This window comes from Streptomyces sp. 3214.6, assembly GCF_900129855.1.
Classification (GTDB): Bacteria; Actinomycetota; Actinomycetes; order Streptomycetales; family Streptomycetaceae; genus Streptomyces; species Streptomyces soliscabiei.
On sequence record NZ_LT670819.1, the window covers coordinates 3,789,777 to 3,811,466 of the forward strand.

Annotated in this window: 21 protein-coding genes; 11 read left to right on the top strand and 10 right to left on the bottom strand. The window is 70.0% G+C overall.

All coding sequences use genetic code 11. The features are described from left to right. The first annotated feature begins 27 nt into the window (after positions 1 to 27). The 3 genes from sdhA (at position 28) to B5557_RS16855 (ending at position 3,346) form a co-directional block, all read left to right on the top strand. Positions 28 to 1,782 carry a succinate dehydrogenase flavoprotein subunit gene (sdhA, locus tag B5557_RS16845; protein WP_079660231.1) on the top strand — a complete coding sequence of 585 codons (1,755 nt, stop codon included), beginning with the start codon at positions 28 to 30 and terminating at the stop codon, positions 1,780 to 1,782. Beyond that, positions 1,782 to 2,561, top strand: coding sequence for a succinate dehydrogenase iron-sulfur subunit (locus tag B5557_RS16850; RefSeq protein ID WP_079660232.1), 780 nt, complete (start codon positions 1,782 to 1,784; stop codon positions 2,559 to 2,561). Before sdhA ends, B5557_RS16850 begins: the two co-directional genes overlap by 1 nt. A 167-nt stretch (positions 2,562 to 2,728) precedes the next feature. After that, entirely contained in the window at positions 2,729 to 3,346 is a 618-nt protein-coding gene (locus tag B5557_RS16855; RefSeq protein ID WP_079660234.1) for a Uma2 family endonuclease, read from the top strand. Positions 3,347 to 3,353: 7 nt separating this feature from the next. Here the strand turns inward: B5557_RS16855 and B5557_RS16860 are convergent, their stop codons facing one another. Then, a complete protein-coding gene (locus B5557_RS16860) occupies positions 3,354 to 3,809 on the bottom strand; it encodes an SMI1/KNR4 family protein (RefSeq protein WP_231976373.1) in 456 nt (151 codons plus the stop codon). A 157-nt stretch (positions 3,810 to 3,966) separates the two neighbouring features. On the opposite strand from B5557_RS16860, the gene B5557_RS16865 reads away from it, so the two are divergent. The 4 genes from B5557_RS16865 to B5557_RS16880 all read left to right on the top strand — a co-directional run bounded on the left by B5557_RS16865 (position 3,967) and on the right by B5557_RS16880 (position 6,297). Continuing rightward, positions 3,967 to 4,407 (top strand): VOC family protein, encoded by a 441-nt coding sequence (locus B5557_RS16865; RefSeq protein ID WP_079660250.1) that lies wholly within the window; start codon positions 3,967 to 3,969, stop codon positions 4,405 to 4,407. Positions 4,408 to 4,495: 88 nt separating this feature from the next. Continuing rightward, on the top strand, positions 4,496 to 4,912 hold the full coding sequence (locus B5557_RS16870) for a hypothetical protein (protein ID WP_079660252.1): 417 nt from the start codon (positions 4,496 to 4,498) through the stop codon (positions 4,910 to 4,912). Between the two features lie 5 nt (positions 4,913 to 4,917). After that, complete coding sequence (locus B5557_RS16875) at positions 4,918 to 5,436, top strand: thiol-disulfide oxidoreductase DCC family protein (RefSeq protein WP_079660253.1); 519 nt, start codon at positions 4,918 to 4,920, stop codon at positions 5,434 to 5,436. Positions 5,437 to 5,445: 9 nt separating this feature from the next. Next, the gene (locus tag B5557_RS16880; protein WP_099936084.1) at positions 5,446 to 6,297 is read left to right on the top strand and encodes a TetR/AcrR family transcriptional regulator; all 852 of its coding nucleotides are present in this window, start codon (positions 5,446 to 5,448) and stop codon (positions 6,295 to 6,297) included. Between the two features lie 32 nt (positions 6,298 to 6,329). Here B5557_RS16880 and B5557_RS16885 read toward each other — a convergent pair whose 3' ends face one another. Next, positions 6,330 to 8,756, bottom strand: coding sequence for an MMPL family transporter (locus B5557_RS16885; RefSeq protein WP_079660255.1), 2,427 nt, complete (start codon positions 8,754 to 8,756; stop codon positions 6,330 to 6,332). A gap of 157 nt (positions 8,757 to 8,913) precedes the next feature. Here B5557_RS16885 and B5557_RS16890 point away from each other — a divergent pair, with 157 nt between their 5' ends. Next, positions 8,914 to 9,603 (top strand): response regulator transcription factor, encoded by a 690-nt coding sequence (locus B5557_RS16890; RefSeq protein ID WP_079660256.1) that lies wholly within the window; start codon positions 8,914 to 8,916, stop codon positions 9,601 to 9,603. Beyond that, a complete protein-coding gene (locus B5557_RS16895) occupies positions 9,600 to 11,042 on the top strand; it encodes a sensor histidine kinase (RefSeq protein ID WP_079660258.1) in 1,443 nt (480 codons plus the stop codon). Before B5557_RS16890 ends, B5557_RS16895 begins: the two co-directional genes overlap by 4 nt. Positions 11,043 to 11,067: 25 nt before the next feature. Here B5557_RS16895 and B5557_RS16900 read toward each other — a convergent pair whose 3' ends face one another. The 4 genes from B5557_RS16900 to B5557_RS16915 form a co-directional block, all read right to left on the bottom strand. Continuing rightward, positions 11,068 to 11,487: an ATP-binding protein gene (locus B5557_RS16900; RefSeq protein WP_079660259.1), complete on the bottom strand. Its 420-nt coding sequence runs from the start codon at positions 11,485 to 11,487 to the stop codon at positions 11,068 to 11,070. Positions 11,488 to 11,584: 97 nt separating this feature from the next. Further along, positions 11,585 to 13,123: an ABC transporter substrate-binding protein gene (locus tag B5557_RS16905; protein ID WP_173877694.1), complete on the bottom strand. Its 1,539-nt coding sequence runs from the start codon at positions 13,121 to 13,123 to the stop codon at positions 11,585 to 11,587. A 211-nt stretch (positions 13,124 to 13,334) separates the two neighbouring features. Then, the gene (locus B5557_RS16910; RefSeq protein WP_079660262.1) at positions 13,335 to 14,699 is read right to left on the bottom strand and encodes a metallophosphoesterase; all 1,365 of its coding nucleotides are present in this window, start codon (positions 14,697 to 14,699) and stop codon (positions 13,335 to 13,337) included. Positions 14,700 to 14,701: 2 nt separating this feature from the next. Further along, the gene (locus B5557_RS16915; RefSeq protein ID WP_079664823.1) at positions 14,702 to 14,941 is read right to left on the bottom strand and encodes an SCO4848 family membrane protein; all 240 of its coding nucleotides are present in this window, start codon (positions 14,939 to 14,941) and stop codon (positions 14,702 to 14,704) included. Between the two features lie 91 nt (positions 14,942 to 15,032). Between B5557_RS16915 and B5557_RS16920 the strand changes: the two genes are divergently transcribed. Continuing rightward, entirely contained in the window at positions 15,033 to 16,388 is a 1,356-nt protein-coding gene (locus tag B5557_RS16920; RefSeq protein WP_331716839.1) for a D-alanyl-D-alanine carboxypeptidase family protein, read from the top strand. On the opposite strand, the gene B5557_RS16925 is transcribed toward B5557_RS16920, so the two are convergent. Then, complete coding sequence (locus B5557_RS16925; protein WP_079660265.1) at positions 16,342 to 17,259, bottom strand: YihY/virulence factor BrkB family protein; 918 nt, start codon at positions 17,257 to 17,259, stop codon at positions 16,342 to 16,344. The two genes, B5557_RS16920 and B5557_RS16925, sit on opposite strands and share 47 nt — an antisense overlap. Before the next feature lie 146 nt (positions 17,260 to 17,405). On the opposite strand from B5557_RS16925, the gene B5557_RS16930 reads away from it, so the two are divergent. Then, entirely contained in the window at positions 17,406 to 18,161 is a 756-nt protein-coding gene (locus B5557_RS16930; protein ID WP_079664824.1) for a decaprenylphospho-beta-D-erythro-pentofuranosid-2-ulose 2-reductase, read from the top strand. Positions 18,162 to 18,221: 60 nt separating this feature from the next. Here the strand turns inward: B5557_RS16930 and B5557_RS16935 are convergent, their stop codons facing one another. The 3 genes from B5557_RS16935 to trpS all read right to left on the bottom strand — a co-directional run bounded on the left by B5557_RS16935 (position 18,222) and on the right by trpS (position 21,664). After that, positions 18,222 to 19,802, bottom strand: a complete 1,581-nt coding sequence (locus B5557_RS16935) for an IS1182 family transposase (protein WP_079657897.1) — start codon at positions 19,800 to 19,802, stop codon at positions 18,222 to 18,224. Positions 19,803 to 19,894: 92 nt separating this feature from the next. Beyond that, on the bottom strand, positions 19,895 to 20,473 hold the full coding sequence (locus B5557_RS16940; RefSeq protein ID WP_079660267.1) for a 2'-5' RNA ligase family protein: 579 nt from the start codon (positions 20,471 to 20,473) through the stop codon (positions 19,895 to 19,897). A gap of 177 nt (positions 20,474 to 20,650) precedes the next feature. Continuing rightward, positions 20,651 to 21,664 carry a tryptophan--tRNA ligase gene (trpS, locus tag B5557_RS16945; RefSeq protein WP_079664825.1) on the bottom strand — a complete coding sequence of 338 codons (1,014 nt, stop codon included), beginning with the start codon at positions 21,662 to 21,664 and terminating at the stop codon, positions 20,651 to 20,653. Positions 21,665 to 21,690 lie beyond the last annotated feature (26 nt).

Genomic DNA, 21,690 nt, shown 5'->3' on the forward strand with positions numbered 1-21,690 from the left:
GGGACCGAGGGACTGAGAGAACCACTCATGAAGATCCACAAGTACGACACAGTCATCGTCGGCGCCGGCGGCGCGGGCATGCGCGCGGCCATCGAGTCGACGAAGCGCAGCCGCACGGCGGTCCTGACCAAGCTCTACCCCACCCGCTCCCACACGGGCGCCGCGCAGGGCGGCATGGCCGCCGCGCTCGCCAACGTGGAGGAGGACAACTGGGAGTGGCACACCTTCGACACGGTCAAGGGCGGTGACTACCTGGTCGACCAGGACGCCGCCGAGATCCTGGCGAAGGAGGCCATCGACTCGGTCCTCGACCTGGAGAAGATGGGCCTGCCGTTCAACCGGACGCCCAACGGGACGATCGACCAGCGTCGCTTCGGCGGCCACAGCCGCAACCACGGCGAGGCCCCCGTCCGCCGCTCCTGCTACGCGGCCGACCGCACCGGCCACATGATCCTCCAGACGCTGTACCAGAACTGCGTGAAAGAGGGCGTGGAGTTCTTCAACGAGTTCTACGTCCTGGACCAGCTGATCACCGAGGTCGACGGCGTGAAGCGGTCGGCCGGTGTGGTCGCCTACGAACTCGCCACCGGTGAGATCCACGTCTTCCAGGCAAAGGCCGTGATCTACGCGTCCGGCGGCACCGGCAAGTTCTTCAAGGTGACGTCGAACGCGCACACGCTGACGGGCGACGGCCAGGCCGCCGTCTACCGCCGCGGGCTGCCGCTGGAGGACATGGAGTTCTTCCAGTTCCACCCGACCGGCATCTGGCGCATGGGCATCCTGCTGACGGAGGGCGCCCGAGGTGAGGGCGGCATCCTCCGCAACAAGGACGGCGAGCGCTTCATGGAGAAGTACGCGCCGGTCATGAAGGACCTCGCGTCCCGGGACGTGGTCTCGCGGTCGATCTACACGGAGATCCGGGAAGGCCGCGGCTGCGGCCCCGAGGGCGACCACGTCTACCTGGACCTCACCCACCTCCCGCCGGAGCAGCTCGACGCGAAGCTCCCCGACATCACCGAGTTCGCGCGCACCTACCTCGGCATCGAGCCGTACACGGACCCGATCCCGATCCAGCCCACCGCGCACTACGCGATGGGCGGCATCCCGACGAACGTCGAGGGTGAGGTGCTGTCCGACAACACCACGGTCGTCCCGGGCCTCTACGCCGCCGGCGAGGTCGCCTGCGTCTCGGTGCACGGCGCGAACCGCCTGGGCACGAACAGCCTTCTGGACATCAACGTGTTCGGCAAGCGCGCGGGCATCGCCGCCGCCGAGTACTCCCAGAAGGCGGACTTCGTCGAGCTGCCGGAGAACCCGGCGGAGCTCGTCGTCTCCCAGGTGGAGCGACTGCGGTCGTCGACGGGCACGGAGCGCGTGGCGGTCCTGCGCCGCGAGCTGCAGGAGACCATGGACGCGAACGTCATGGTGTTCCGCACGGAGCAGACGATCAAGACGGCGGTCGAGAAGATCGCGGAACTCCGCGAGCGCTACAAGAACGTCTCGATCCAGGACAAGGGCAAGCGGTTCAACACGGACCTGCTGGAGGCCATCGAGCTCGGCAACCTGCTGGACCTCGCCGAGGTCATGGCGGTCTCCGCCCTCGCCCGCAAGGAGTCCCGCGGCGGTCACTACCGCGAGGACTACCCCAACCGCGACGACGTCAACTTCATGCGCCACACCATGGCGTACCGCGAGGTGGGCGACGACGGCGCCGAGTCCATCCGTCTCGACTACAAGCCGGTCGTCCAGACCCGCTACCAGCCGATGGAGCGTAAGTACTGATGGCAACCCCGACCCTGGACAAGGCGGACGCGGCCGGCACGCCCGAGCCCGGCTTCGCCGACTCGCCGTACATCACGGCCACCTTCCGTATCCGCCGCTTCAACTCCGAGGTCTCGGCGGAAGCGGTGTGGGAAGACTTCCAGCTGGAGATCGACCCGAAGGAGCGCGTCCTCGACGCCCTCCACAAGATCAAGTGGGACCAGGACGGCACCCTGACGTTCCGCCGCTCCTGCGCCCACGGGATCTGCGGTTCGGACGCGATGCGGATCAACGGCAAGAACCGCCTCGCGTGCAAGACGCTGATCAAGGACCTCAACCCCGCGAAGCCGATCACGGTCGAGCCCATCAAGGGCCTGACGGTCCTGAAGGACCTGGTCGTCGACATGGAGCCGTTCTTCCAGGCGTACCGCGACGTGATGCCGTTCCTGATCACCAAGGACACGAACGAGCCCACGCGCGAACGCCTCCAGACGGCGGAGGACCGCGAGCGCTTCGACGACACGACGAAGTGCATCCTGTGCGCGGCCTGCACCTCGTCCTGCCCGGTGTTCTGGAACGACGGCCAGTACTTCGGGCCGGCCGCCATCGTGAACGCCCACCGCTTCATCTTCGACAGCCGTGACGAAGCGGGCGAGCAGCGCCTCGAGATCCTGAACGACAAGGACGGCGTCTGGCGCTGCCGCACCACGTTCAACTGCACGGACGCCTGCCCGCGCGGCATCGAGGTCACCAAGGCGATCCAGGAGGTCAAGCGAGCGCTGATCACGCGCCGTTTCTGACTCCGTCTCCGGCACGTCGTCGAGGGCCCCGCTTCCCGGTTTCGTCACCGGAGGCGGGGCCCTCGGGCATTCAAACGCCACGATCGGGTGAACGTGATCAAGAGGGACACCGGTAGGGCTTCCGGCCTACGACGATGGTTTCGACACCGGCCCCAAGGAGGCACGCGATGTCCGCTGCAGCCGTCGAGCAGCCCTTCGACGACGAGCCGTTCTCGCTCACGGCCATCGCCGACGAGATCATGGAGCGCCATCCGGGCTACCGCGTCGAGATCATCGGAGGCCACCTCCTCGTAACACCGTCACCGGATGCCCCACACGCCCGTGCCCTGACCCAGCTCATGATTCCCTTCATCGCCGCTGGGCTGCACGGCGCGGAAACCGAGGTCCTGCAGAACGTCGGTCTGTGGCTACCGACCGGCGAGGAAGACTACGTCATCCCCGACCTGGTGATCGTCGACTCCGACATCGACGACCACTTCGTGCGGAACAACGCGTACGACCCGGCCTGCTTCCGCCTGGTCCTGGAGGTCACGTCCGGGAACTGGAAGGACGACGTGAAGACCAAGGTCCCCGCGTACGCCGAGGCCATGATCCCCGTCTACGTCGTCGTCGACCGCAAGCATCAGCGGGTCCACGTCCTCACCGGACCGAAGAAGGGCGGCTACGACAACCACCAGTTCTACGCCCCGGGCCAGTCTTTCCGCCTGCCCTACTCGATCGGTGCCGAGATCACCCTGAGCGCCGCGGAGATTCTCGCGGCAGGTCGGCCGAGGACGAGCGACTGACCCTCCGTCACCACGACGCGTACCACTGCGGATCATCGCTGCCGAGCCGCCGCCGCAGGTAGTCCTCCAGGTTGTTCGCCACCCAGCGACGGCTGTCGCTCTCGTGGTCCCAGACGAAGATGTCCGGCCGGTCCGGCTTGACGACGAAGGCGAACAGATCACCGCCGCTGCTCTCCCCGAACAGCAGCAGCGGATCGAACGGCATGTACAGGCCCCGGAAGTCGACCGAGCTCCTGAACTCCAGGTTCCGGTCCACGACTTCACCGACCGAGCCCACGATCCCGGCCCCGTACTTGTCCCGGGCGCCGTCCGCGACCCGCCAGAGTTCCTTGAGCGCGGCAGGCAGAGGATGCCCCAACACCACCTCGGCCGCCCGCATTTCCTGCTCACAGCCGGGCCCGGCAAGGTCCACGTCCCCCGAGAGCGAGGAGATCAGCTCGATCCACATAGGGTCATCTTTCACAGATCCACCCCCTGCACAACCCTCGCAACTCCTGGACGCCCCACTCCACCGGTCACCTCGCCCCGGCCGTCTCTCCCCCGGCCGCCTCTCCCCCGCCCGAGTGACCCCCCGGTCAAGCCCTCCCCCGCCTCCCCGCACCCCTACCTAATCTGACCGCATGTCAGATCATCAGTCGTGCGAGCCGCTCGGGTTCGACAACGTGTTGGTGCCTGTCGGGGATCTCGGGGAGGCCGTGGGGTTCTACGAGCGGGCCGGGCTCGTGACGGGCTTCCGGTTCGACGAGGGCGGGATCGCCCTGCTGAAGGTCGGGGGCGAGACTCCCGGGATTCTGTTGCGGCGGGAAGAGGCGTTGGGGCATCGGGCGCCACCCTGGCCGGCCACACGAGTGTGGGTGGAGGTGCCGGACGCCCGGGCCGTGGCACGACGGCTGGCCGAGGTCGGGATCGTGCCGCTCGACCCGCCGTTCTCCGTGGCCACCGGGTGGACCGTCGAGGTCGCCGATCCCTGGGGGAATGTCCTCGGGTTCACGGACTACTCCAAGCGACCCGAACTGGGGAGGTGTCAGGGGCCACACCTCGCGGACCGATCCCACTGTTGAACGTGTTCAAAACTAGGGCTACAGTCATTCCCGACAGCGTTTTGAACGCGTTCAACTAGTTCAACAGGTTCAACAAGAGGTGGGGAACATGGATCGCACGGTCATCGCCTACGTCGTCTACCTGATCGTCAGCATCGGTCTGACCGTCTGGGTGGCCAGGACCCTGAGCAGCAACGGACGGGTCTTCCTCGCCGATGTGCTGCAGGGGAACGAGAAGCTCGCCGACGCCGTCAACCACCTCCTGGTGGTCGGGTTCTACCTCGTCAACCTCGGCTTCGTCGCCCTCTACCTGAGCAGCGACGACACCGTCGAGGACACCCGCGGCATCTTCGAGGCCCTGTCGACCAAGCTGGGCGTGGTCCTGCTGGTGCTCGGCGCGATGCACCTGGCCAACGTGTACGTGCTCAACCGGATCCGGCGGCGCGGGGTCATGGAGCGCGAGCAGCTCCCGCCGGTCGCCCCGCAGGGCTGGGCCACCCCCGCGGCGCCCAGCGCGGGAGCCTGAGCGCCATGGCCGCCCGAGGGACAGAACAGGCCGCCGTCGGCCGGGACGCTCTTCGCGTCCCGGTTCGCCGGCTCACCGTCCTCTTCGACGCCGAGTGCTCCCTGTGCGGCTTCGTGCGCGACTGGCTGGGCCGGCAACCTCAGCTGGTGCCACTGGAGTTCGTCCCGGCGGGCTCCGCCGAGGCCCTCGCCCGCTTTCCCGGCCTCGACCATCGCGCCACCCTCGACGAGATCACCGTCGTCGGCGACGCCGGTCAGGTCTACACGGGCGCCGCCGCCTGGATCGTCACCCTGTGGGCGCTGCGCGAACACCGCCCGCTCGCGCACCGGCTGAGCACGCCCGCCGGGGCGAAGCTCGCGCGGGCGGCCGTGCTCGCCGCCGCCAAGTGGCGCGACGGGCACGGACAGGGCGTGGGCTGGGGCGGGGGCGTCTACCGGCGGGGCGACGGCTGGTCCTACGACCCGGGTCAGGGCTGGAGCTACACTCCGCCCACCTGTGCCGACGGTGCCTGCTCCACTGGTTAGGCTCCTTCCGTGTCCGCGAACAACGACGGTCCCGCCGAGGCCGATCCCCCGACCCAGCACCGGGAACCTCAGGAGTCCCCTGAAGGTGCTCCCGCGTCCAAGTCCGAGCAGACCCGCGCGCTGATCCTTCAGACGGCGATGCGGCTGTTCCAGGAGCGCGGTTACGACAAGACGACGATGCGGGCCATCGCCAAGGAGGCCGGGGTCTCGGTCGGCAACGCGTACTACTACTTCGCCGGCAAGGAACACCTGATCCAGGGCTTCTACGACCGGCTCGCGGCCGAACACCGGGAGGCGGTCCGGGGCATCCTGGCGCGGGAGACCAGCCTGGAGGCGCGGCTCGCGGGCGTGCTGCGGACCTGGCTGGACGTGGCCACGCCGTACCACGAGTTCGCGGTGCAGTTCTTCAAGACGGCCGCCGATCCGGACAGCCCGCTCAGCCCCTTCTCCGCCGAGTCGGAGCACGCGCGCGTGGAGGCCATCGCCGTCCACAAGGAGGTGCTCGCGGGTTCGAAGGCGAAGGTGCCGGAGGAACTGCGGGAGGTGCTGCCCGAGTTGATGTGGCTCTCCCAGATGGGCCTGGTCATGTACTGGATCTACGACCGTACGCCGGGGCGCGAGCGCAGTTACCGGCTGGCCGGACGGGGGGCGCGGCTCACCGCGCGGGGTGTGGCGCTGGCCCGGTTCCGGGTGCTGCGGCCGCTCGTCCTGGAGGTGCACGACCTGTTCACGGACTTCCTGCCCGGCATGACCAACGCGGTGCCGGACCCGGCGAAGAGGGGCCAGAAGAAGTCTTCACCGGGTCCGGCGGACCAGCGCGCCGAACAGGTCGAGCACGGCGACCGGACCGAGCACGGCTAGCAGGCCGGGCAGGTCAGGCAGGTCGGGTCACGTCACCTGGACGCGTCCACGTCCATCTCGCCCTCGGCCAACTCGACGTCGAACGCCAGCGGTTCGGCCGCGATCGTGACCTGGCGCGCACCGGAGACATACGACGGGGCCGTCGCCGCCAGGAGGTACGTTCCCGGGACCGGGACCGAGAGGATGTAGGAGCCGTCGGCGAGCGACGTGACGCGGTCGAGTTGGTTTCCGCCCTTCGTCAGAAGGGTCACCGTGGCGCCCTCGACCGGGTCGCCGGTCGTGTCCCGTACGAAGCCGTGGACGGCCGAGGCGGCACCCTCGCCGCGCGCGGCAGCCGCGGCCGGCTCGTCCTCGTTCGGTTCGACCGCCAGATGCGGCAGCCGCTTCTCCAGCCCCGCCGGCAGCCACCAGTTGGAGTTGCCGAGCAGATGCATCGCGGCCGGTACGAGAGCCGTGCGCAGGATGAACGCGTCCAGCGCCACCGCCGCCGCGAGACCCACGCCCGCCATCGCGCCGCCCGAGTCGCCGCTCAGGACGAACGCGAGGAACACGCACACCATGATCAGGGCCGCGGAGTTGATGACCCGGCTGGTCTCGGCCAGGCCGACGCGGACCGCGCGCGCGTTGTCCTTCGTATGGACCCACTCCTCGTGCATCCGGCTGACCAGGAACACCTGGTAGTCCATCGACAGACCGAAGAGCAGCGACAGCATGATGACCGGCAGGAAGGCGTTGATCGGGCCCTCCTTGCCGAGGCCGAGCAGGTCCAGGCCCCAGCCGTACTGGAAGACGGCGACGAGGACGCCGAACGAGGCCGCCGCCGCGATCAGGTTCATCACGGCCGCCGTCAACGGCACCACCAGGGAGCGGAAGGCGACCATCAGCAGCAGGAAGCCCAGGCCGATGATGGTGGCGACGAACAGCGGCAGGCGGTCGCCGGTGACCGTGGCGAAGTCCTTGGAGATGGCCGTGACACCGCCCACGTGTCCCGTCGCGCCGGCCTGCGGGAGGACGTCGTCGCGCAGACGGTCGATCAGGGTGTCCGTCTGCTCCGACTGCGGCGAGGTCGTCGGGACCACCTGGATGATCGTGACGCCCCGGGCCGGCGGCAGCGCGGCCACCTGGGCGACGCCCGGCGTGTCCTTGATGCCGTTGACGACCGCGTTGGTGTCACCGCCCTCCATGACCACCTGGAGAGGGCCGTTGAAGCCCGGTCCGAAGCCCTCCGCGAGCAGGTCGTAGGCCTTGCGGGTGGTCGTCGAGGCGTCGTCGTTGCCCTGGTCGCTGACGCCGAGGCGCAGGGACAGCACGGGGAGGGCGAGGACGGCCATGACGACGAGCGCGAGGGCGGCGATCCGACGGGGGCGGCGCTGCACGTTCGCCGACCAGCGGGCCGCGGGGCCGCTCGCCCCCTCCGGCTCCGGGCCGTTCGCGGCCAGCCGCTTGCGCTGCTTGCGGCTCAGCACGCGCGTGCCGAGGAAGCCCAGCAGCGCGGGCAGCAGGGTCGTTGCGGCGAGGACGCTCAGGACCACCGTCAGGGAGGTGCCGATGACGACGCCGTCCAGGAAGCGCAGGTTCGTCACCAGCATGCCGGCGAGCGCGATGCACACCGTGCCGCCCGCGAACAGCACGGCCCGGCCGGAGGTGTTGAGGGCGATGACCGCCGACTCCTCCGGGTCCATTCCGCGCAGGATGCCCTTGCGGTGCCGGGTGACGATGAACAGGGCGTAGTCGATGCCGACGCCGAGGCCGATCAGCGAGGACAGCAGCGGCGCCAGCTCCGGGATGTCGGTGACGTGGCTGAGCAGCTGGGTCGAGAACATGCCCATGCCGACGCCGAAGATCGCCACGGCGAGCGGCAACAGCATCGCCAGGAGCGATCCGAAGGCCAGGAACAGGACCACCGCGGCCGCCGCGAGGCCGACCATCTCGGCGAGGCCGGATGGCGGCTCCTCCACCCGCTGGATGGCCAGGCCGCCCAACTCGACCTCCAGGCCCTTCTGTTCAGCCTTCTGGGCGGTGTCGAGCACGTCCTGGACGAGTTCCTTGGGCAGGGCGTTCACCTGCTCGGTGAAGGTGATCTGCGCGTAGGCGATCCGGCCGTCGCGGCTGACCTGCCCCGCCTCCCCCGCCGCCGCATAGGGGCTCTTGACCTCGCCGATGCCCTTCATCTTCGCGATCTCGTCGAGCGCGGGCTGGATCCGGGAGCGTACGTCCTGGTCCCGTACCGAGCCGTCGTCGACCTTCCACACGACCGTGTCGGTGTCGCCCGCGGTCGCGGGAAACGCCTTCTCCATCAGGTCGTACGCCTTCATGGAGTCCGTGCCGGGGAGGGAGAAGGTGCTCGCATAGTCCGTGCCCGCCGTCGAGGCCGAGAATCCCAGGCCAAACAGCGCCCCCACCCACAGCAACAGGACCGCCAGCCGATGCCTGTAGCACCAGCGTGCTAATGCCGCCACGTTCGAGCTCCTCACTCAGAGTCGGTTCGTCCCCCAGGTCCTGGGCAACAGGATTGGCGGTTGCGCACGCGTGGGGACATGCAACGGCCATGACTCTCAAGGAACTCCAAAGCGCGAATCGGCCCGGATTGTCAGTGGGCCCGCCGATACTGAGGGCATGACGACGGCTTCCGGCACCGTGTTGGTCGTGGAGGACGAACCGAGTATCGCGGACGTCCTCGCTATCGCCCTGCGCTACCACCGCTTCGAGGTCATGACGGCGGGCACCGTCCGCGAGGCCCTCGCGCTCGCCGAGCGCACCCGGCCGGACGTGGCCCTGCTGGACGTGATGCTGCCGGACGGCGACGGCCGGGCGCTCGGCCGTGAACTGCGCGTCCACAGGCCGGACCTGGCGCTGGTGTTCCTCACCGCGCGGGACGCGCCGGCGGAGATCGTCGGCGCCCTCGGCTTCGGCGACGACTACATCACCAAGCCGTTCGACCTCGACATAGTGGTCGCCCGCATCACGGCGGTCCTGCGGCGCACCCGGCCGGCCGACGTCCTGCCGCAGCGCCCGCCGCTGCGCTACGGCGACCTCGAGCTGGACGAGACGACGTACAGCGTGCACCGCGCGGGCCGCTCGGTCGAGCTGACCCCCACCGAGTACGCGTTACTGCGCTTCCTGGTCCGCAACGGCGGCCGGGTCGTCCCCAAGGAGCAACTCCTGCGCCATGTCTGGCAGTACGAGCACACCCCGCCGGAGTCGACGGTCGTCGAGACCTACATCAGCTATCTGCGGCGCAAGCTGGACGCCCTGGGACCGCCGGTGATCACCACGCGGCGGGGCGTGGGATACGGGCTGGCATGAGGCGGTTCCACCACGGCTTGCGCTCCCTGTGGTTCAAGTTGACGGCTGCCAACGTGGGGCTGCTCGCCCTCGGCATCGTCGCCGCGACCGCGATCAGCCTCATGACGATGCGGCACTACCTCCTGGACCAGGTCGACTCCGGGCTGACCAAGTCCCGTGCGTCCCTGGGTAGTTCCCAGCTCACCATGCGGCAGATCGACTCGCTCAGCGTCCTCGGCTTCGTCCGCGACCGGCTGCTGCCCGAGTACGGGGACGACCGACCGGCGCCGGAGTCCCTGTTCACCGCCGTGGACGGCAAGGGCACGGCCATGCCCCTCTTCGGCATCCGGCCGACCGACGCGCAGCGCGGCCTCGCGGACGCCGTGGACGACCCGGGCGCGCTCATCCGGGACTCCGACCCGCACGACGTGACCGTGCACGGCGCCACCTACCGGGTGACCGCGACGCGGCTCTCCGACGGCACATACATCCTGCTGGCGACCTCGACGGACGCCCTCAGCAAGGGCATAGCGCAGGCCCTGAAGCTCGACCTCGCCGTCGGCACCCTGCTGCTGGCTTTACTCGCCTGTCTGACGATGTGGAGCGTGAGACGGCGGATGCGGCCGCTGGAGGACATGGTGGAGACGTCGACGGCGATCGCCGAGGGGGATCTGACCCGGCGGGTGCCCTGCAACCGCCACCCCACCCAGGAGGTGGAACAGCTGCGGCTCGCGCTGAACTCCATGCTCCACCAGGTGGAGTCGGCGTACCGCACGCGCGAGCGCAGCGCGGCACAGCTGCGCCGGTTCGTCGCCGACGCCTCGCACGAGCTGCGCACCCCGCTCTCCGCGATCCGCGGCTATCTCCAGCTGTACGACCAGGGGATGCTGGTCGAGCCGGACGAGCGGCAGCGCGCCTGGGACCGGATGAACGGCGAGGTGGGCCGCATGGGCCGGCTCGTCGACGAGCTGCTCACGCTGGCCCGGCTCGACCAGCGGCCCGAGCTGCGGCTGCGCAACGTGGACGTGAGCCGGCTGATGCGGGACGCGGCGCAGGACCTGCGGGCGCAGCAGCCCGAGCGGCCGGTCACCGTCGAGGCCGACGGGGCGCTGCTGGTGCGGGCCGACGAGTCGGGGCTGCGGCAGGTACTGGGCAACCTGGTCGCCAACGTGCGCACCCACACGCCCGCCGAGGTGCCGGTGCGGCTCGGGGCGGAGCGCGTGGACGGGGTCGTACGGCTGTCGGTCGAGGACAAGGGGCCGGGGCTGGGCGCGGAGGACGCGGCGCGGGTGTTCGACCGCTTCTTCCGGGCCGGCGGCGGCGCGGGCAGCGGGCTGGGCCTGGCGATCGTGCAGGGCGTCGTCGAGGCCCACGGCGGCGAGGTGAGCGTGCGCACGGCACGCGGCGAGGGCCTGGAAGTAACGGTGGAACTGCCCACGCGCCCGAAGATCTGCCCCTGAGCGCCCACCGCCACCGGACGCGCTCCTAGACGTGGGTGGTCCCCAGGCCCGGGGGCGTGATCAGGGCCCAGACCGTCTTGCCGTGGCGGCCCCTGGTCCAGACGCCCCATGCGGCGGCGAGGTGCTCCACCAGGTGCAGGCCGCGGCCGTGTTCCTCCCCCTCGCCGACCAGCCGCACCCGCGGCTCCAGCCGGCCCTCGTCGGACACCTCTATGAGGCAGGAGCCGTCGCCGAGGGCGGTGACGGCCACCTCGAACTCCCGCTCCAGAAGCGGCCCGTGGCGTACGACGTTGGTGGCGAGCTCGGACACGACGAGGACGGCGTCGGCCAGCGCCGGGTCGTCCGGGCGGTGTCCCCAGGCGGCGAGATGCTCACGCACCCGGCGCCGGGCGAGGCCGACGGACGCCGGGTGCCGGGGCAGCCGGAAGGAGTTGCGTCGCGACACGTCTGCTCCTCACCCCGAACACACCTCCGTCACATGGTGCCCATCGGGTGCCTGCCCGGTGTCACGGGGGCGCATGCCCGGCGCGCGGGAGGATCCGTCAGATCCAGTCGAGCTTCCAGAGGCGGAACACGCCGTTGCCGTCCGCCAGATACTGGCCGCCGCCGACGTCCGCGCTGGTGACGACGTACTCCTTGCGCTGCCACAGCGGGATGACCGGCACGTCCTCGGCGATGGCCTGCTGGAGGCGGCGGAAGTCGTCGGCGACCCGGCTGCGGTCGGCGAACCGCTGGCTGTCGGCGATGTAGTTGTCGACGGCCTTGCTGCTGTAGCCGGTGTTCATCGTGGAGCCCGTGCCGACGAGCGGCGCCGCGAACGTGTCCGGGTCGGGATAGTCGGCGACCCAGCCGACGGCGTACGCGTCGAGTTTTCCGGTGGCCCACCGTTTCTGGAAGTCGGTCCACTCGTAACCCTTGACGTTCACCTTGAACAGGCCGCCGGCCTCCAGCTGCCGCTTGAGCTCCTGGGCCTCGCTTGCCGCGGCCCCGCTGCCCAGGCCGTAGCCGTAGGTGAAGCTCACCGGGATGCTGACGCCGGCCTTCTCCAAGAGCTTGCGGGCCTTCTCGGAGTTCTGGTTCGGGTAGGTGTCGAAGAAGGAGGTGCTGTGGCCGGTGATGCCGGTCGGGACGAGCGAGTACAGCGGCTCGACGGTCCCGTCGTACACGGTCGACGCCAGTTGGGCGCGGTCGATCAGCCAGGCCATCGCCTTGCGGACGTCCGTGTCGTGCAGCGGTGAGTCGGAGCGGGTGTTGAAGTACAGGTTGCGGGTCTCGGAGCTGTCGGCCTCGGTGACACGCTGGTCCGGGTCGCTGGCGTTGAGGGCGGCGAGGACCGCGGGCGGCAGCTGCCGGGTGGCGGCCTCGACGTCCTTGGCCTTCCAGGCCTTCTCCAGGGCGTCGGGGTCCGCGTAGTAGCGCAGCTCGATGGGCGCGCCGGTGGAGACGGCCCCCCTGTAGCGCGAGTTGGGCGACAGAAGGACCTTCTTGTCCTTCGTGTACCCCGTCAGCCGGTACGGGCCGGTGCCGTCGACGTCGCTGCCGGTGCGCAGCGCGTCCGCCGGGTAGCGGGTGTGATCCACGATGGAACCGGCTCCGGTGGCCACCTTGAACGGGAAGGTGGCGTCGGGCGCCGACAGGTGGAAGGTGACGGTCAGGCCGTGGGCGTCCACCGACTTCAGAGTGGAGAACAGGGACGAAGGACCGACATCCGAGTTGATCTTCTTGACCCGGTCGAAGGAGAACTTCACGTCCTCGGCCGTCACCTTGCCGCCGTCGGTGAAGGTGAGGTCGTTACGCAGCTCGCACGTGTACGTGACCAGGCCGCCCTCGGCGAAGGAACAGCTCTTGGCCGCGTCCGGCACGGGTGAGACGCCGCCCGGCTCGTACGTCAGCAGCGACTGGAAGACGTTGCTGAACAGGGCCCAGGAGCCGGCGTCGTAGGCGCCGGCCGGGTCGAGCGAGGTGACGGTGTCCGTCGTGCCGACCGTGATGGTCGCCTTGTCGTTCTCCTGCGACGGCAACAGCTGCCAGCCGCCCACTCCGACGACTGCGAGAACCAGCAGCGTCATGAGTATCCGCATGCGAACGGACCGCATGGTGATGCCCTGCCTCCCCAGGCCCGCAATTCGGGCCCAGTCAACAAAAAAAGTGCCACTCCCCTTGGCGGCGGGCTCACCTAATCACACGAGTTTCGCGTGGGGGAAGAGGATTCTGACGAGATGAGAAAGAACTTACCGACGTACTGTTTCCGCCGAGTTTCACAGCTTCTTCTCACCTTCTCGCTCATCCGCCTCAGGCCTGTTTCGAAGCCAGTTCGATGACCGTGATGTCGGACGGGGCGCCCACGCGCGTGGGCGGGCCCCAGGCGCCCGCGCCCCGGGACACGTACAGCTGGGTGTCGCCGTAGCGCTCCAGGCCCGCGACGGTCGGGTTGGCCGCCGCCGCGATGAAGTTGCCGGGCCACAGCTGGCCGCCGTGGGTGTGTCCGGAGAGCTGGAGGTCGACGCCGTGGTCGACGGCGTCGTGGATCTGGATCGGCTGGTGGGCGAGGAGGACGCACGCGCGCGTGGTGTCCCGGTCGCCGAGCGTCCGGGTGAAGTCGGGGCCGCGGCCCTCGCTCTCGCCCGCGATGTCGTTGACACCGGCCAGGTCGAACCAGGGAAGTTCGGTGCGGGCGTTCTCCAGGGGGTTCAGACCGAGCCGCCGCACCTCCCGGACCCACTGTTCGGCGCCGGAGAAGTACTCGTGGTTGCCGGTGACGAAGAAGCTGCCGTGACGGGCCCTCAGCTGCGCGAGTGGGGCGGCCGCCGGACCCAGGTCCTTCACGCTGCCGTCGACCAGATCGCCGACCACGGCGATGAGGTCCGGCTGCGTCGCGTTGATCGTGTCGACGACCTTCTGCGCGAAGCCCCTGCCGAGGATCGGGCCGAGGTGGATGTCGCTGACGACGGCGATCCGGTACCCGTGCGCGGCGCGCGGCAGCTTGGCGAGCGGGACGGTGACCCGTTTGACCCGGGGCCCGCGCAGGACGCCGTAACTCCCGTACCCGACCGTCCCCACGGCGGCCGCGGCGACCGCACCGCCGACGACGCGCGAGACGAAGACCCGGCGCGAGGACACCACCCCCACGGACTCCGCCTGCCCGGACTCCGGCTGCCCGAACTGGGGCCGACCGGACTCCGGCTGCCCGGCGGCGAGCTGCCCAGGCGCGGGCTGCTTCGGCTGCGCGGCGGCGGGCTGCCCTTGGGCGGGCGTCGCCGTCGGGACCGGATCCGGGTGTGGGCTCGGGGGCGGGGACGGGTCCGGGTGCGGGGTGGGTGTCTCGGCAGGCGGCGCTGTGCGGGCCCGGCTTTCCAGGAAGCGGTGGAGCAGCGGGCGTACGGCCTCGGCGGCGAGCACCCCCAGGAGCAGGTAGATCGACAGGGCCAGCCACAGGAAGCCCGGCCAGGCCAGGGTGCGCTGGAGCCAGAAGGGGGCGCCGGCGCGTTCGGCGACCAGGGCGCCGAACGCCAGGGCCCAGCCGCCCGCGATCAGCACGGCGCCGCCGCGACGCGCCCGGCCGGGGCCGTGGGTCGTGTCGCGGAACAGACGGCGCCACAGGTACCAGTTGGCCGCCACGAGCACCGCCAGCGCGAGCAGCGCGAAGACGATCACCATCGTCATGACGTCCGACGCAGTGCGCGCAGACCACGCAACCCGATGACCCCGACGACCGTCCCCAATACGAAGGAGACGACGGCCAGCGTCAGGTGCACCCAGAAGTACGCCGTCGGGTCGCCGTCGTCGAAGGCGAGCCCACTGCTGTCCTTGACCAGGTTTTTGACGAAAGTGACCCAGATGACCCAGCTCCACACCCCGAAGGCGAGCAGGAACCAGGAGACGGGGCGGCTGAGCTTCATGGGTTCAGTATCGCCGCCGGGTGTCCGGTTCCATGACCGGGGTGGGGAGGGCGGCGGGACTTCCCGTCGTGTGCCAGGTACGTTCTCCGTCGTGCCCGCACCCATGAAGCAGACCCTCAGGCGATCCCTGCTGGTCACCTCCGCGACCCTCGCGTCCCTCGCACTGACCGCGCCCGTCTCGCTCGCGGCGCCGAGCCCGTCACCGAAACCGTCGGCCGGTACGACGTCGTCACCGTCGCCGACGACCGGCAAGTCGCCCGCCCCGTCGGCCAGTGCCTCCCCCTCGGCCACTCCCCCGGCGAACATGTCGACCGTGGGCGGCACGCGACTCGGGCAGGCCGGGACGCAGGTGGCGATCGCGGGCGGCGCGCCGGTGCTGCCGAAGGACCTCACCGCGCGGTCGTGGATCGTCGCGGACGCCGAGTCGGGGGACGTGCTCGCCTCGCACAACGCGCACTGGCGGCTGCCCCCGGCGAGCACGATGAAGATGCTGTTCGCCGACACCGTGCTGCCGAGGTTCCCGAAGACCACCACGCACAAGGTCGACCCGAAGGACCTGGCAGGCATGGGGTCGGGTTCCAGCCTGGTCGGAATAAAGGAGGGCGAGACGTACACGGTCCACGACCTGTGGCTCGGCGTCTTCCTGCGCTCCGGCAACGACGCCGTGCACGTGCTGTCGGCGATGAACGGCGGCGTCGCGAACACGGTGAAGGAGATGAACGAGCACGCCGAGGAGCTCCAGGCCCTCGACACCCACGTCGTCTCCCCCGACGGCTACGACGCCTCCGGTCAGGTGTCCTCGGCGTACGACCTGACGCTGTTCGCCCGCTCGGGTCTGCAGAAGAAGGACTTCAGGGAGTACTGCTCGACCGTCTCGGCCAAGTTCCCGGGCGAGACGAAGAAGGACAAGAAGGGCAAGATCACCCGCGGGACCTTCGAGATCCAGAACACCAACCGGCTGCTCGCCGGCGACTACGACATCTCGCAGTACCCGGGCATCGCGGGCGTCAAGAACGGCAACACCACCAACGCGGGCGCCACGTTCACCGGCGTGGCCGAGCGCGGCGGCAAGGTGCTGCTGGTGACGGTCATGAACCCGTCGAAGACCGACCACAACGAGGTCTACAAGGAGACCGCCAGGCTCTTCGACTGGGGCTTCCAGGCGGCCGGCAAGGTGACGCCGGTGGGCGAGCTGGTCCCGCCGAAGGGCGCGCAGGCCAGCGCGCAGCCCGGCGCGAAGCCGTCCTCCTCCCCGGACTCCGGGCAGGCCGGCGGCGCCGGGAACGTGTCGTCGAAGCCGGTGGCCGGCGCGGTCGCCCAGGACGGCTCGCGCGGCATCTGGATCGCGCTGGCGATCACCGGCGGGCTGCTGGTGCTCCTCGCGGGCGGCGCGTTCCTCGTCAACCGCCGCTGGCCGCTGCCGGACCTGGTACGGCGTCGTCGCTGACGTCGATGTCGCGCGGGTTGTCGGGGGCGGTGCCCGTCGCCGTCCAGGCCGCGCAGAACAGGACCAGTTTCGACGTGAAGTTGATCCACAGCAGCAGGGCGATCGGCACGCCGAACGCGCCGTACATGCTCTTCGCGGCCACGCCCTGCATATAGCCGCTCAGCAGCAGCTTCAGCAGTTCGAAGCCGACGGCGCCGATCAACGCGGCCACCACGAGGCGGCGGCGGGTCGGTTCGACGCCCGGCAGCAGGGTGAGGACGTACAGCAGGAGCAGGAAGTCGGCGAGGACGGCGATCGCGAAGGCGGCGACGCGCAGCAGGATGCCGCCCCAGCCCGCGTTGTCGATGCCGAGCGCGTCGGTGATCCGGCCGACCAGGGCCGAGGCGACGGTGGAGATGGCGAGGGTGACCAGCACGGCGCCGCCGAACCCGACGAGGACGCCCATGTCCTTGGCCTTGCGCAGGACGGGGTTCTCGTCGTCGTCGGGCCGCTCCCACACCGCGCGCAGACAGTCCCGCATCTGACCGACCCAGCCGATGCCGGTGAACAGCAGTGCCGCGCCGGCGATGAGGCCGATGGTGCCCGCGTTCTGGACCAGGCTGTTGATGTCCAACTGGTCGGAGATACCGGGGACCTGGTCGGCGATCTTGTCCTGGAGCTCCTGCTGCCGGGACTCGCCGAGGGTGGCGGCGACGACGGCGGCGGCCACGGTCAGCAGCGGGAACAGCGCGACGAAGCTGACGAACGTCATCGCGGCGGCCAGCCGCGTCCACTTCACCCGGTCCAGGCGCTCGTACGACCGCCACGCGTGCGTGGCCATGAGGCGGGTGACCCACGGCCCGATGCCGGGAAGCTTCTTCAGCCAGTCCATGATCCGAACTCTGCCCCAGTCTCTGCTTCAGTTGTCGACAACCCCTGTTGCGGGTACCCGAAAAGCCCGGTCACCCATTTCGGGTAGCGGACGAATGTTGGGCGACCGACGTGTCATAGCGGGGCGATACGGTCATCTCCATGCTCATGAAGGACGCCTTCGGCCTGCCCCAGTCCATGCTCGTCCTCGGCGGTACGTCAGAGATCGCGCTGGCCACCGCACGCCGGCTGATCGCCCGCCGCACCCGCACGGTGTGGCTGGCCGGGCGGCCGTCCCCCGACCTGGAGTCGGCCGCCGCGCAGTTGCGCGTCCTCGGGGCGGACGTCCACACCGTCCCCTTCGACGCGCTGGACCCCGCGTCGCACGAGACCGTCCTCGGCAAGGTCTTCGCCGAGGGCGACGTCGACCTGGTGCTGCTCGCCTTCGGCGTCCTCGGCGACCAGGCGACCGACGAGCGCGAACCGGCGGCCGCGGTGCGCGTCGCGCAGACCAACTACACGGGCGGGGTGTCGGCGGGGCTGGTCGCCGGCCGCGCCCTGCAGACACAGGGGCACGGCTCCCTGGTCGTGCTGTCCTCCGTCGCCGGCGAGCGGGCCCGCCGCTCGGACTTCATCTACGGCTCCAGCAAGGCCGGCCTCGACGTCTTCACCCAGGGCCTGGGCGACGCGCTGCACGGCACGGGCGTCCACGTCATGGTCGTACGCCCCGGCTCCATGCGGACGAGCGCGACCACGGGGCGGCCGCGGGAGCCGTTGACGACCACGCCGGGAGAGATCGCGACGGCCGTCGAACTGGGGCTCCGTCGACGGTCGGAGACGGTCTGGGTGCCGGGAGTGCTGCGCCTGGTGATGTCCGCGCTGCGCCACGCGCCACGCGCGATGTACCGCCGACTCCCGCTCTAGAAGGCTCATGAAGATCTTGGTGAGGGGCTGTCCGGCCGGAGGCCGGGCAGCCCCTGTTCGCTATGTGGTGGCCGGGGTGAGTCGCCAGCGGCCGCCAGTGTGGGTGAGTCCGAGGTTGATCAGTCGGCGGAGGTTGAGGGCGGCGGCTCGGGTGTGAAGCCAGGTGTTGTTGTTGATGGTTCCGCGGTAGCGGAGTCTGCGGTTGCCGTGCTGGACGAGCCAGGCGACGGCGCGTTCGACTGGTGGTCGCCAGCGGCGGTAGTCGGCTTGCCAGTCCGGGTCGGTGGCGGCCTGGCGGCGGGCGGCCGCTTGCAGGTCGTGGTGGGGGCGGATGGTCAGGATGCGGCCGGCCTTGGCCTTGGTGCACCGCTCGCGGAGGGGGCATCCGGTGCACAGGTTCCCGAAGGCCGCCTTGCGCTGGTTGTGCTGTCCGCCGGGGCCCGACAGGGCAACCGTATGCCCGGCGGGGCAGGTGACCGCGGAGGCGGCGGTGTCGATGGCGAAGTCGTCCAGGGTGAAGCCGCCGGGGACGGCGGGCCGCAGTGGGGCGGGCTTGAAGAACAGCCGGTGCCCCGCCTGGTGCAGGGCTTGGCGCATGTCGCCGGCGGAGTAGGCGGTGTCGCCGAAGGCGTCCACCGGACTCTCCTCGTCGGCCAGCAGATCCAGGCCGACGGTGGCCTCGTGGTGCTCGGCTCCGGCGCCGGGCCGCAGAGCCACGGCCGTGTATAAGCCGGTCTCGGGCTCGATGGCCAGGTGGGCTTTGTATCCGTCCTGCTGGTGGGTGCGGGTCTTGTGGATGTGGCGGGCTTCAGGGTCGACGGTGGACACGACGCGGCCCGGAGCGGTCCCCTTGCTGATGCGCCAGCGTCCGTCGCGGCCGTCGGAGTCCTCGGCCGGCTCCACGTCTTGTCCTGCGACCAGCGCCAGGATGCCGAGGGCGTTCGCGGCCTTCTCGTCCAACTGCTGGTCGGGCAGGTGGCCCAGCAGCCGCAGCACATCGGTGACCAGGGCGTCGACGAGTTCCGCGCGGGCCTGCTCGTCGTTCCAGGCGATGCGGGGTTTGCCGGGATCGGTGTAGTCGTGCGCGGTGCACTGCACGGCCGCGACCTCGGCGGCGCCGGGGACTTCGCGGATCACCGCACGGACGGCGGCGATCAGCTGGGTGACGGTGTCCTGGGTGGCCACCGCGTCGTCCAGCACCGTCGAGTCCAAGGCCCGCCGGTGCTTGCCGCCCAGGACACCGGTGGCCTTCACCACCTCGCGCACGGCCTCGAAGACGCGGTTGGGCCGGGCCGAGCAGGCCAGACGGCGGCGGAAGTAGGCCAGCAGAGACGGGTCAAACGCCAGGTCGTTCAGGCCCAGCCCGCACGCGGCCTTCCACCGCAGGTCACACCGCAGCTCCTGCACCGTCTCGAAGTCCGACAGCCCGTGCAGGGCCTGCAGCGTGATCGCCGCAGCCAGGATCTGCGGCGGCATGCTCGGCCGTCCATTCGCCGACGGGTACATGTCCGCGAACATATGAGCCGGGAACAGAGCACCACGGTGCTCGGCCAGAAACGCGAACACACTCCCCGCCGGAATCAACTCCCGGCACGTCTCCCACACATCCGGCCCGACCGTGTCCCCGGCCCATTCCCCCATCACCACGAAACGAGTCTGGCCCCACCGCTCACGCGGCGGGGCCAGAACCCCAAGATCTTCATGAGCCTTCTAGGACCTGTCCGGGGCGTCGGCTAGTGCGTCGGCAGGGAGTTGCGGTCGGTGTGGGCTGCCTGCGGGGGGACGGTCGCGCCGCCGAACGTGTACTCGCGCAGTTTGCGCCAGACGCCGTCGGCGCCCTGCTCGTGGAGGGAGAAGCCGGTGCAGGACCACTCGGCCTCGTAGTGGGCGAGCTCCTCGAAGGCCCGGTCCATCGCCGCCTCGTCGATGCCGTGCGCGACCGTGACGTGCGGGTGGTAGGGGAACTGCAGCTCGCGGGTGAGCGGCCCGGAGGCGTCACGGACCCGGTGCTGGAGCCAGGCGCAGGCCTCGGCGCCCTCGACGACCTTCACATAGACCACCGGTGACAGGGGCCGGAAGGTGCCCGTGCCGGACAGCCGCATCGGGAAGGGCCGGCCGGCCGCGGCGACCTCGGTGAGGTGCGCGTGGACCGCCGCGAGCGCGACCGCCTCGATCTCGGTCGGCGGCAACAGCGTGACGTGGGTGCGGATGCCATGAGCCGCGGCGTCGCCGAAGCCCGCGCGCCGCTCCTGGAGCAGGCTGCCGTGAGGCTCCGGGACCGCGATCGACACGCCGATCGTTACGGTCCCCACGTCTTCTCCTGTCGTCATGTCGTCATGGCGGGGTGTGGTGCCGGGTTCGTACTCAGTCGTACGGCTATCGACTGTACGGCCACGGCTGTGCTCTGGGCAGGCGCAGAGAAAGTGATGTGCAGCGCTCTGCCCAGAGGAACGTGTGTGCGGTGCGCCCCGAGTGCTTCCGAGCGCCGTTCAGTGCTTCGCGGGCAGAAAGCCCACGCGCTCGTACGTCTGGGACAGCGTCTCCGCGGCGACGGCGCGGGCCTTCTCGGCGCCCTTGGCGAGGAGCGCGTCGAGCGTCTCGGGGTCGTCCAGATACTGCTGTGTGCGGTCCCGGAACGGCGTCACGAAGTCGACGACGACGTCGGCGAGGTCCGTCTTGAGCGCGCCGTAGAGCTTGCCCTCGTACTGCCGCTCCAGCTCCTGGACGCTCGTTCCGGTGAGGGTCGAGTAGATGCCCAGCAGGTTGCTCACGCCCGGCTTGTTCTCGGGGTCGTAGCGGACGACCGTGTCGGTGTCCGTGACCGCGCTCCTGACCTTCTTGGCGGTGGCCTTCGGGTCGTCGAGCAGGTTGATGAGGCCCTTCGGCGTGGACGCCGACTTGCTCATCTTGATCGACGGGTCCTGAAGGTCGTAGATCTTGCCCGTCTCCTTCAGGATGTACGGCTTCGGGATCGTGAACGTCTCGCCGAAGCGGCCGTTGAAGCGCGTGGCGAGGTCGCGGGTGAGCTCGACGTGCTGGCGCTGGTCCTCGCCGACCGGCACCTCGTCGGCCTGGTACAGCAGGATGTCCGCGACCTGCAGGATCGGGTACGTGAACAGGCCCACGGAGGCGCGGTCGGCGCCCTGCCTGGCGGACTTGTCCTTGAACTGCGTCATACGGGACGCCTCGCCGAAGCCGGTGAGGCAGTTCATGACCCAGGCGAGCTGGGCGTGTTCGGGGACATGGCTCTGGATGAAGAGCGTGCAGCGGTCCGGGTCCAGGCCGGCCGCGAGGAGCTGCGCCGCGGCCAGGCGGGTGTTGGCCGTGAGCTCCTTCGGGTCCTGCGGGACCGTGATCGCGTGCAGGTCGACGACCATGTAGAACGCGTCGTGGGACTCCTGCAGGGCCACCCACTGGCGGACGGCGCCGAGGTAGTTGCCGAGGTGGAACGAGCCTGCGGTGGGCTGGATTCCGGAGAGCACGCGAGGACGGTCTGAGGCCATGCGCACCATTCTCGCAGAGCTTCAGG

Coding starts and splice junctions, on each gene's coding strand:
- B5557_RS16925 (WP_079660265.1), bottom strand. CDS start 17,259: ATGGACTGGCTGAAGAAGCTTCCCGGCATCGGGCCGTGGGTCACCCGC.
- B5557_RS16915 (WP_079664823.1), bottom strand. CDS start 14,941: ATGAAGCTCAGCCGCCCCGTCTCCTGGTTCCTGCTCGCCTTCGGGGTG.
- B5557_RS16855 (WP_079660234.1), top strand. CDS start 2,729: ATGTCCGCTGCAGCCGTCGAGCAGCCCTTCGACGACGAGCCGTTCTCG.
- B5557_RS16930 (WP_079664824.1), top strand. CDS start 17,406: ATGAAGGACGCCTTCGGCCTGCCCCAGTCCATGCTCGTCCTCGGCGGT.
- trpS (WP_079664825.1), bottom strand. CDS start 21,664: ATGGCCTCAGACCGTCCTCGCGTGCTCTCCGGAATCCAGCCCACCGCA.
- B5557_RS16910 (WP_079660262.1), bottom strand. CDS start 14,699: ATGGTGATCGTCTTCGCGCTGCTCGCGCTGGCGGTGCTCGTGGCGGCC.
- B5557_RS16935 (WP_079657897.1), bottom strand. CDS start 19,802: ATGGGGGAATGGGCCGGGGACACGGTCGGGCCGGATGTGTGGGAGACG.
- B5557_RS16895 (WP_079660258.1), top strand. CDS start 9,600: ATGAGGCGGTTCCACCACGGCTTGCGCTCCCTGTGGTTCAAGTTGACG.
- B5557_RS16890 (WP_079660256.1), top strand. CDS start 8,914: ATGACGACGGCTTCCGGCACCGTGTTGGTCGTGGAGGACGAACCGAGT.
- B5557_RS16875 (WP_079660253.1), top strand. CDS start 4,918: ATGGCCGCCCGAGGGACAGAACAGGCCGCCGTCGGCCGGGACGCTCTT.
- sdhA (WP_079660231.1), top strand. CDS start 28: ATGAAGATCCACAAGTACGACACAGTCATCGTCGGCGCCGGCGGCGCG.
- B5557_RS16870 (WP_079660252.1), top strand. CDS start 4,496: ATGGATCGCACGGTCATCGCCTACGTCGTCTACCTGATCGTCAGCATC.
- B5557_RS16905 (WP_173877694.1), bottom strand. CDS start 13,123: ATGCGGATACTCATGACGCTGCTGGTTCTCGCAGTCGTCGGAGTGGGC.
- B5557_RS16850 (WP_079660232.1), top strand. CDS start 1,782: ATGGCAACCCCGACCCTGGACAAGGCGGACGCGGCCGGCACGCCCGAG.
- B5557_RS16865 (WP_079660250.1), top strand. CDS start 3,967: ATGTCAGATCATCAGTCGTGCGAGCCGCTCGGGTTCGACAACGTGTTG.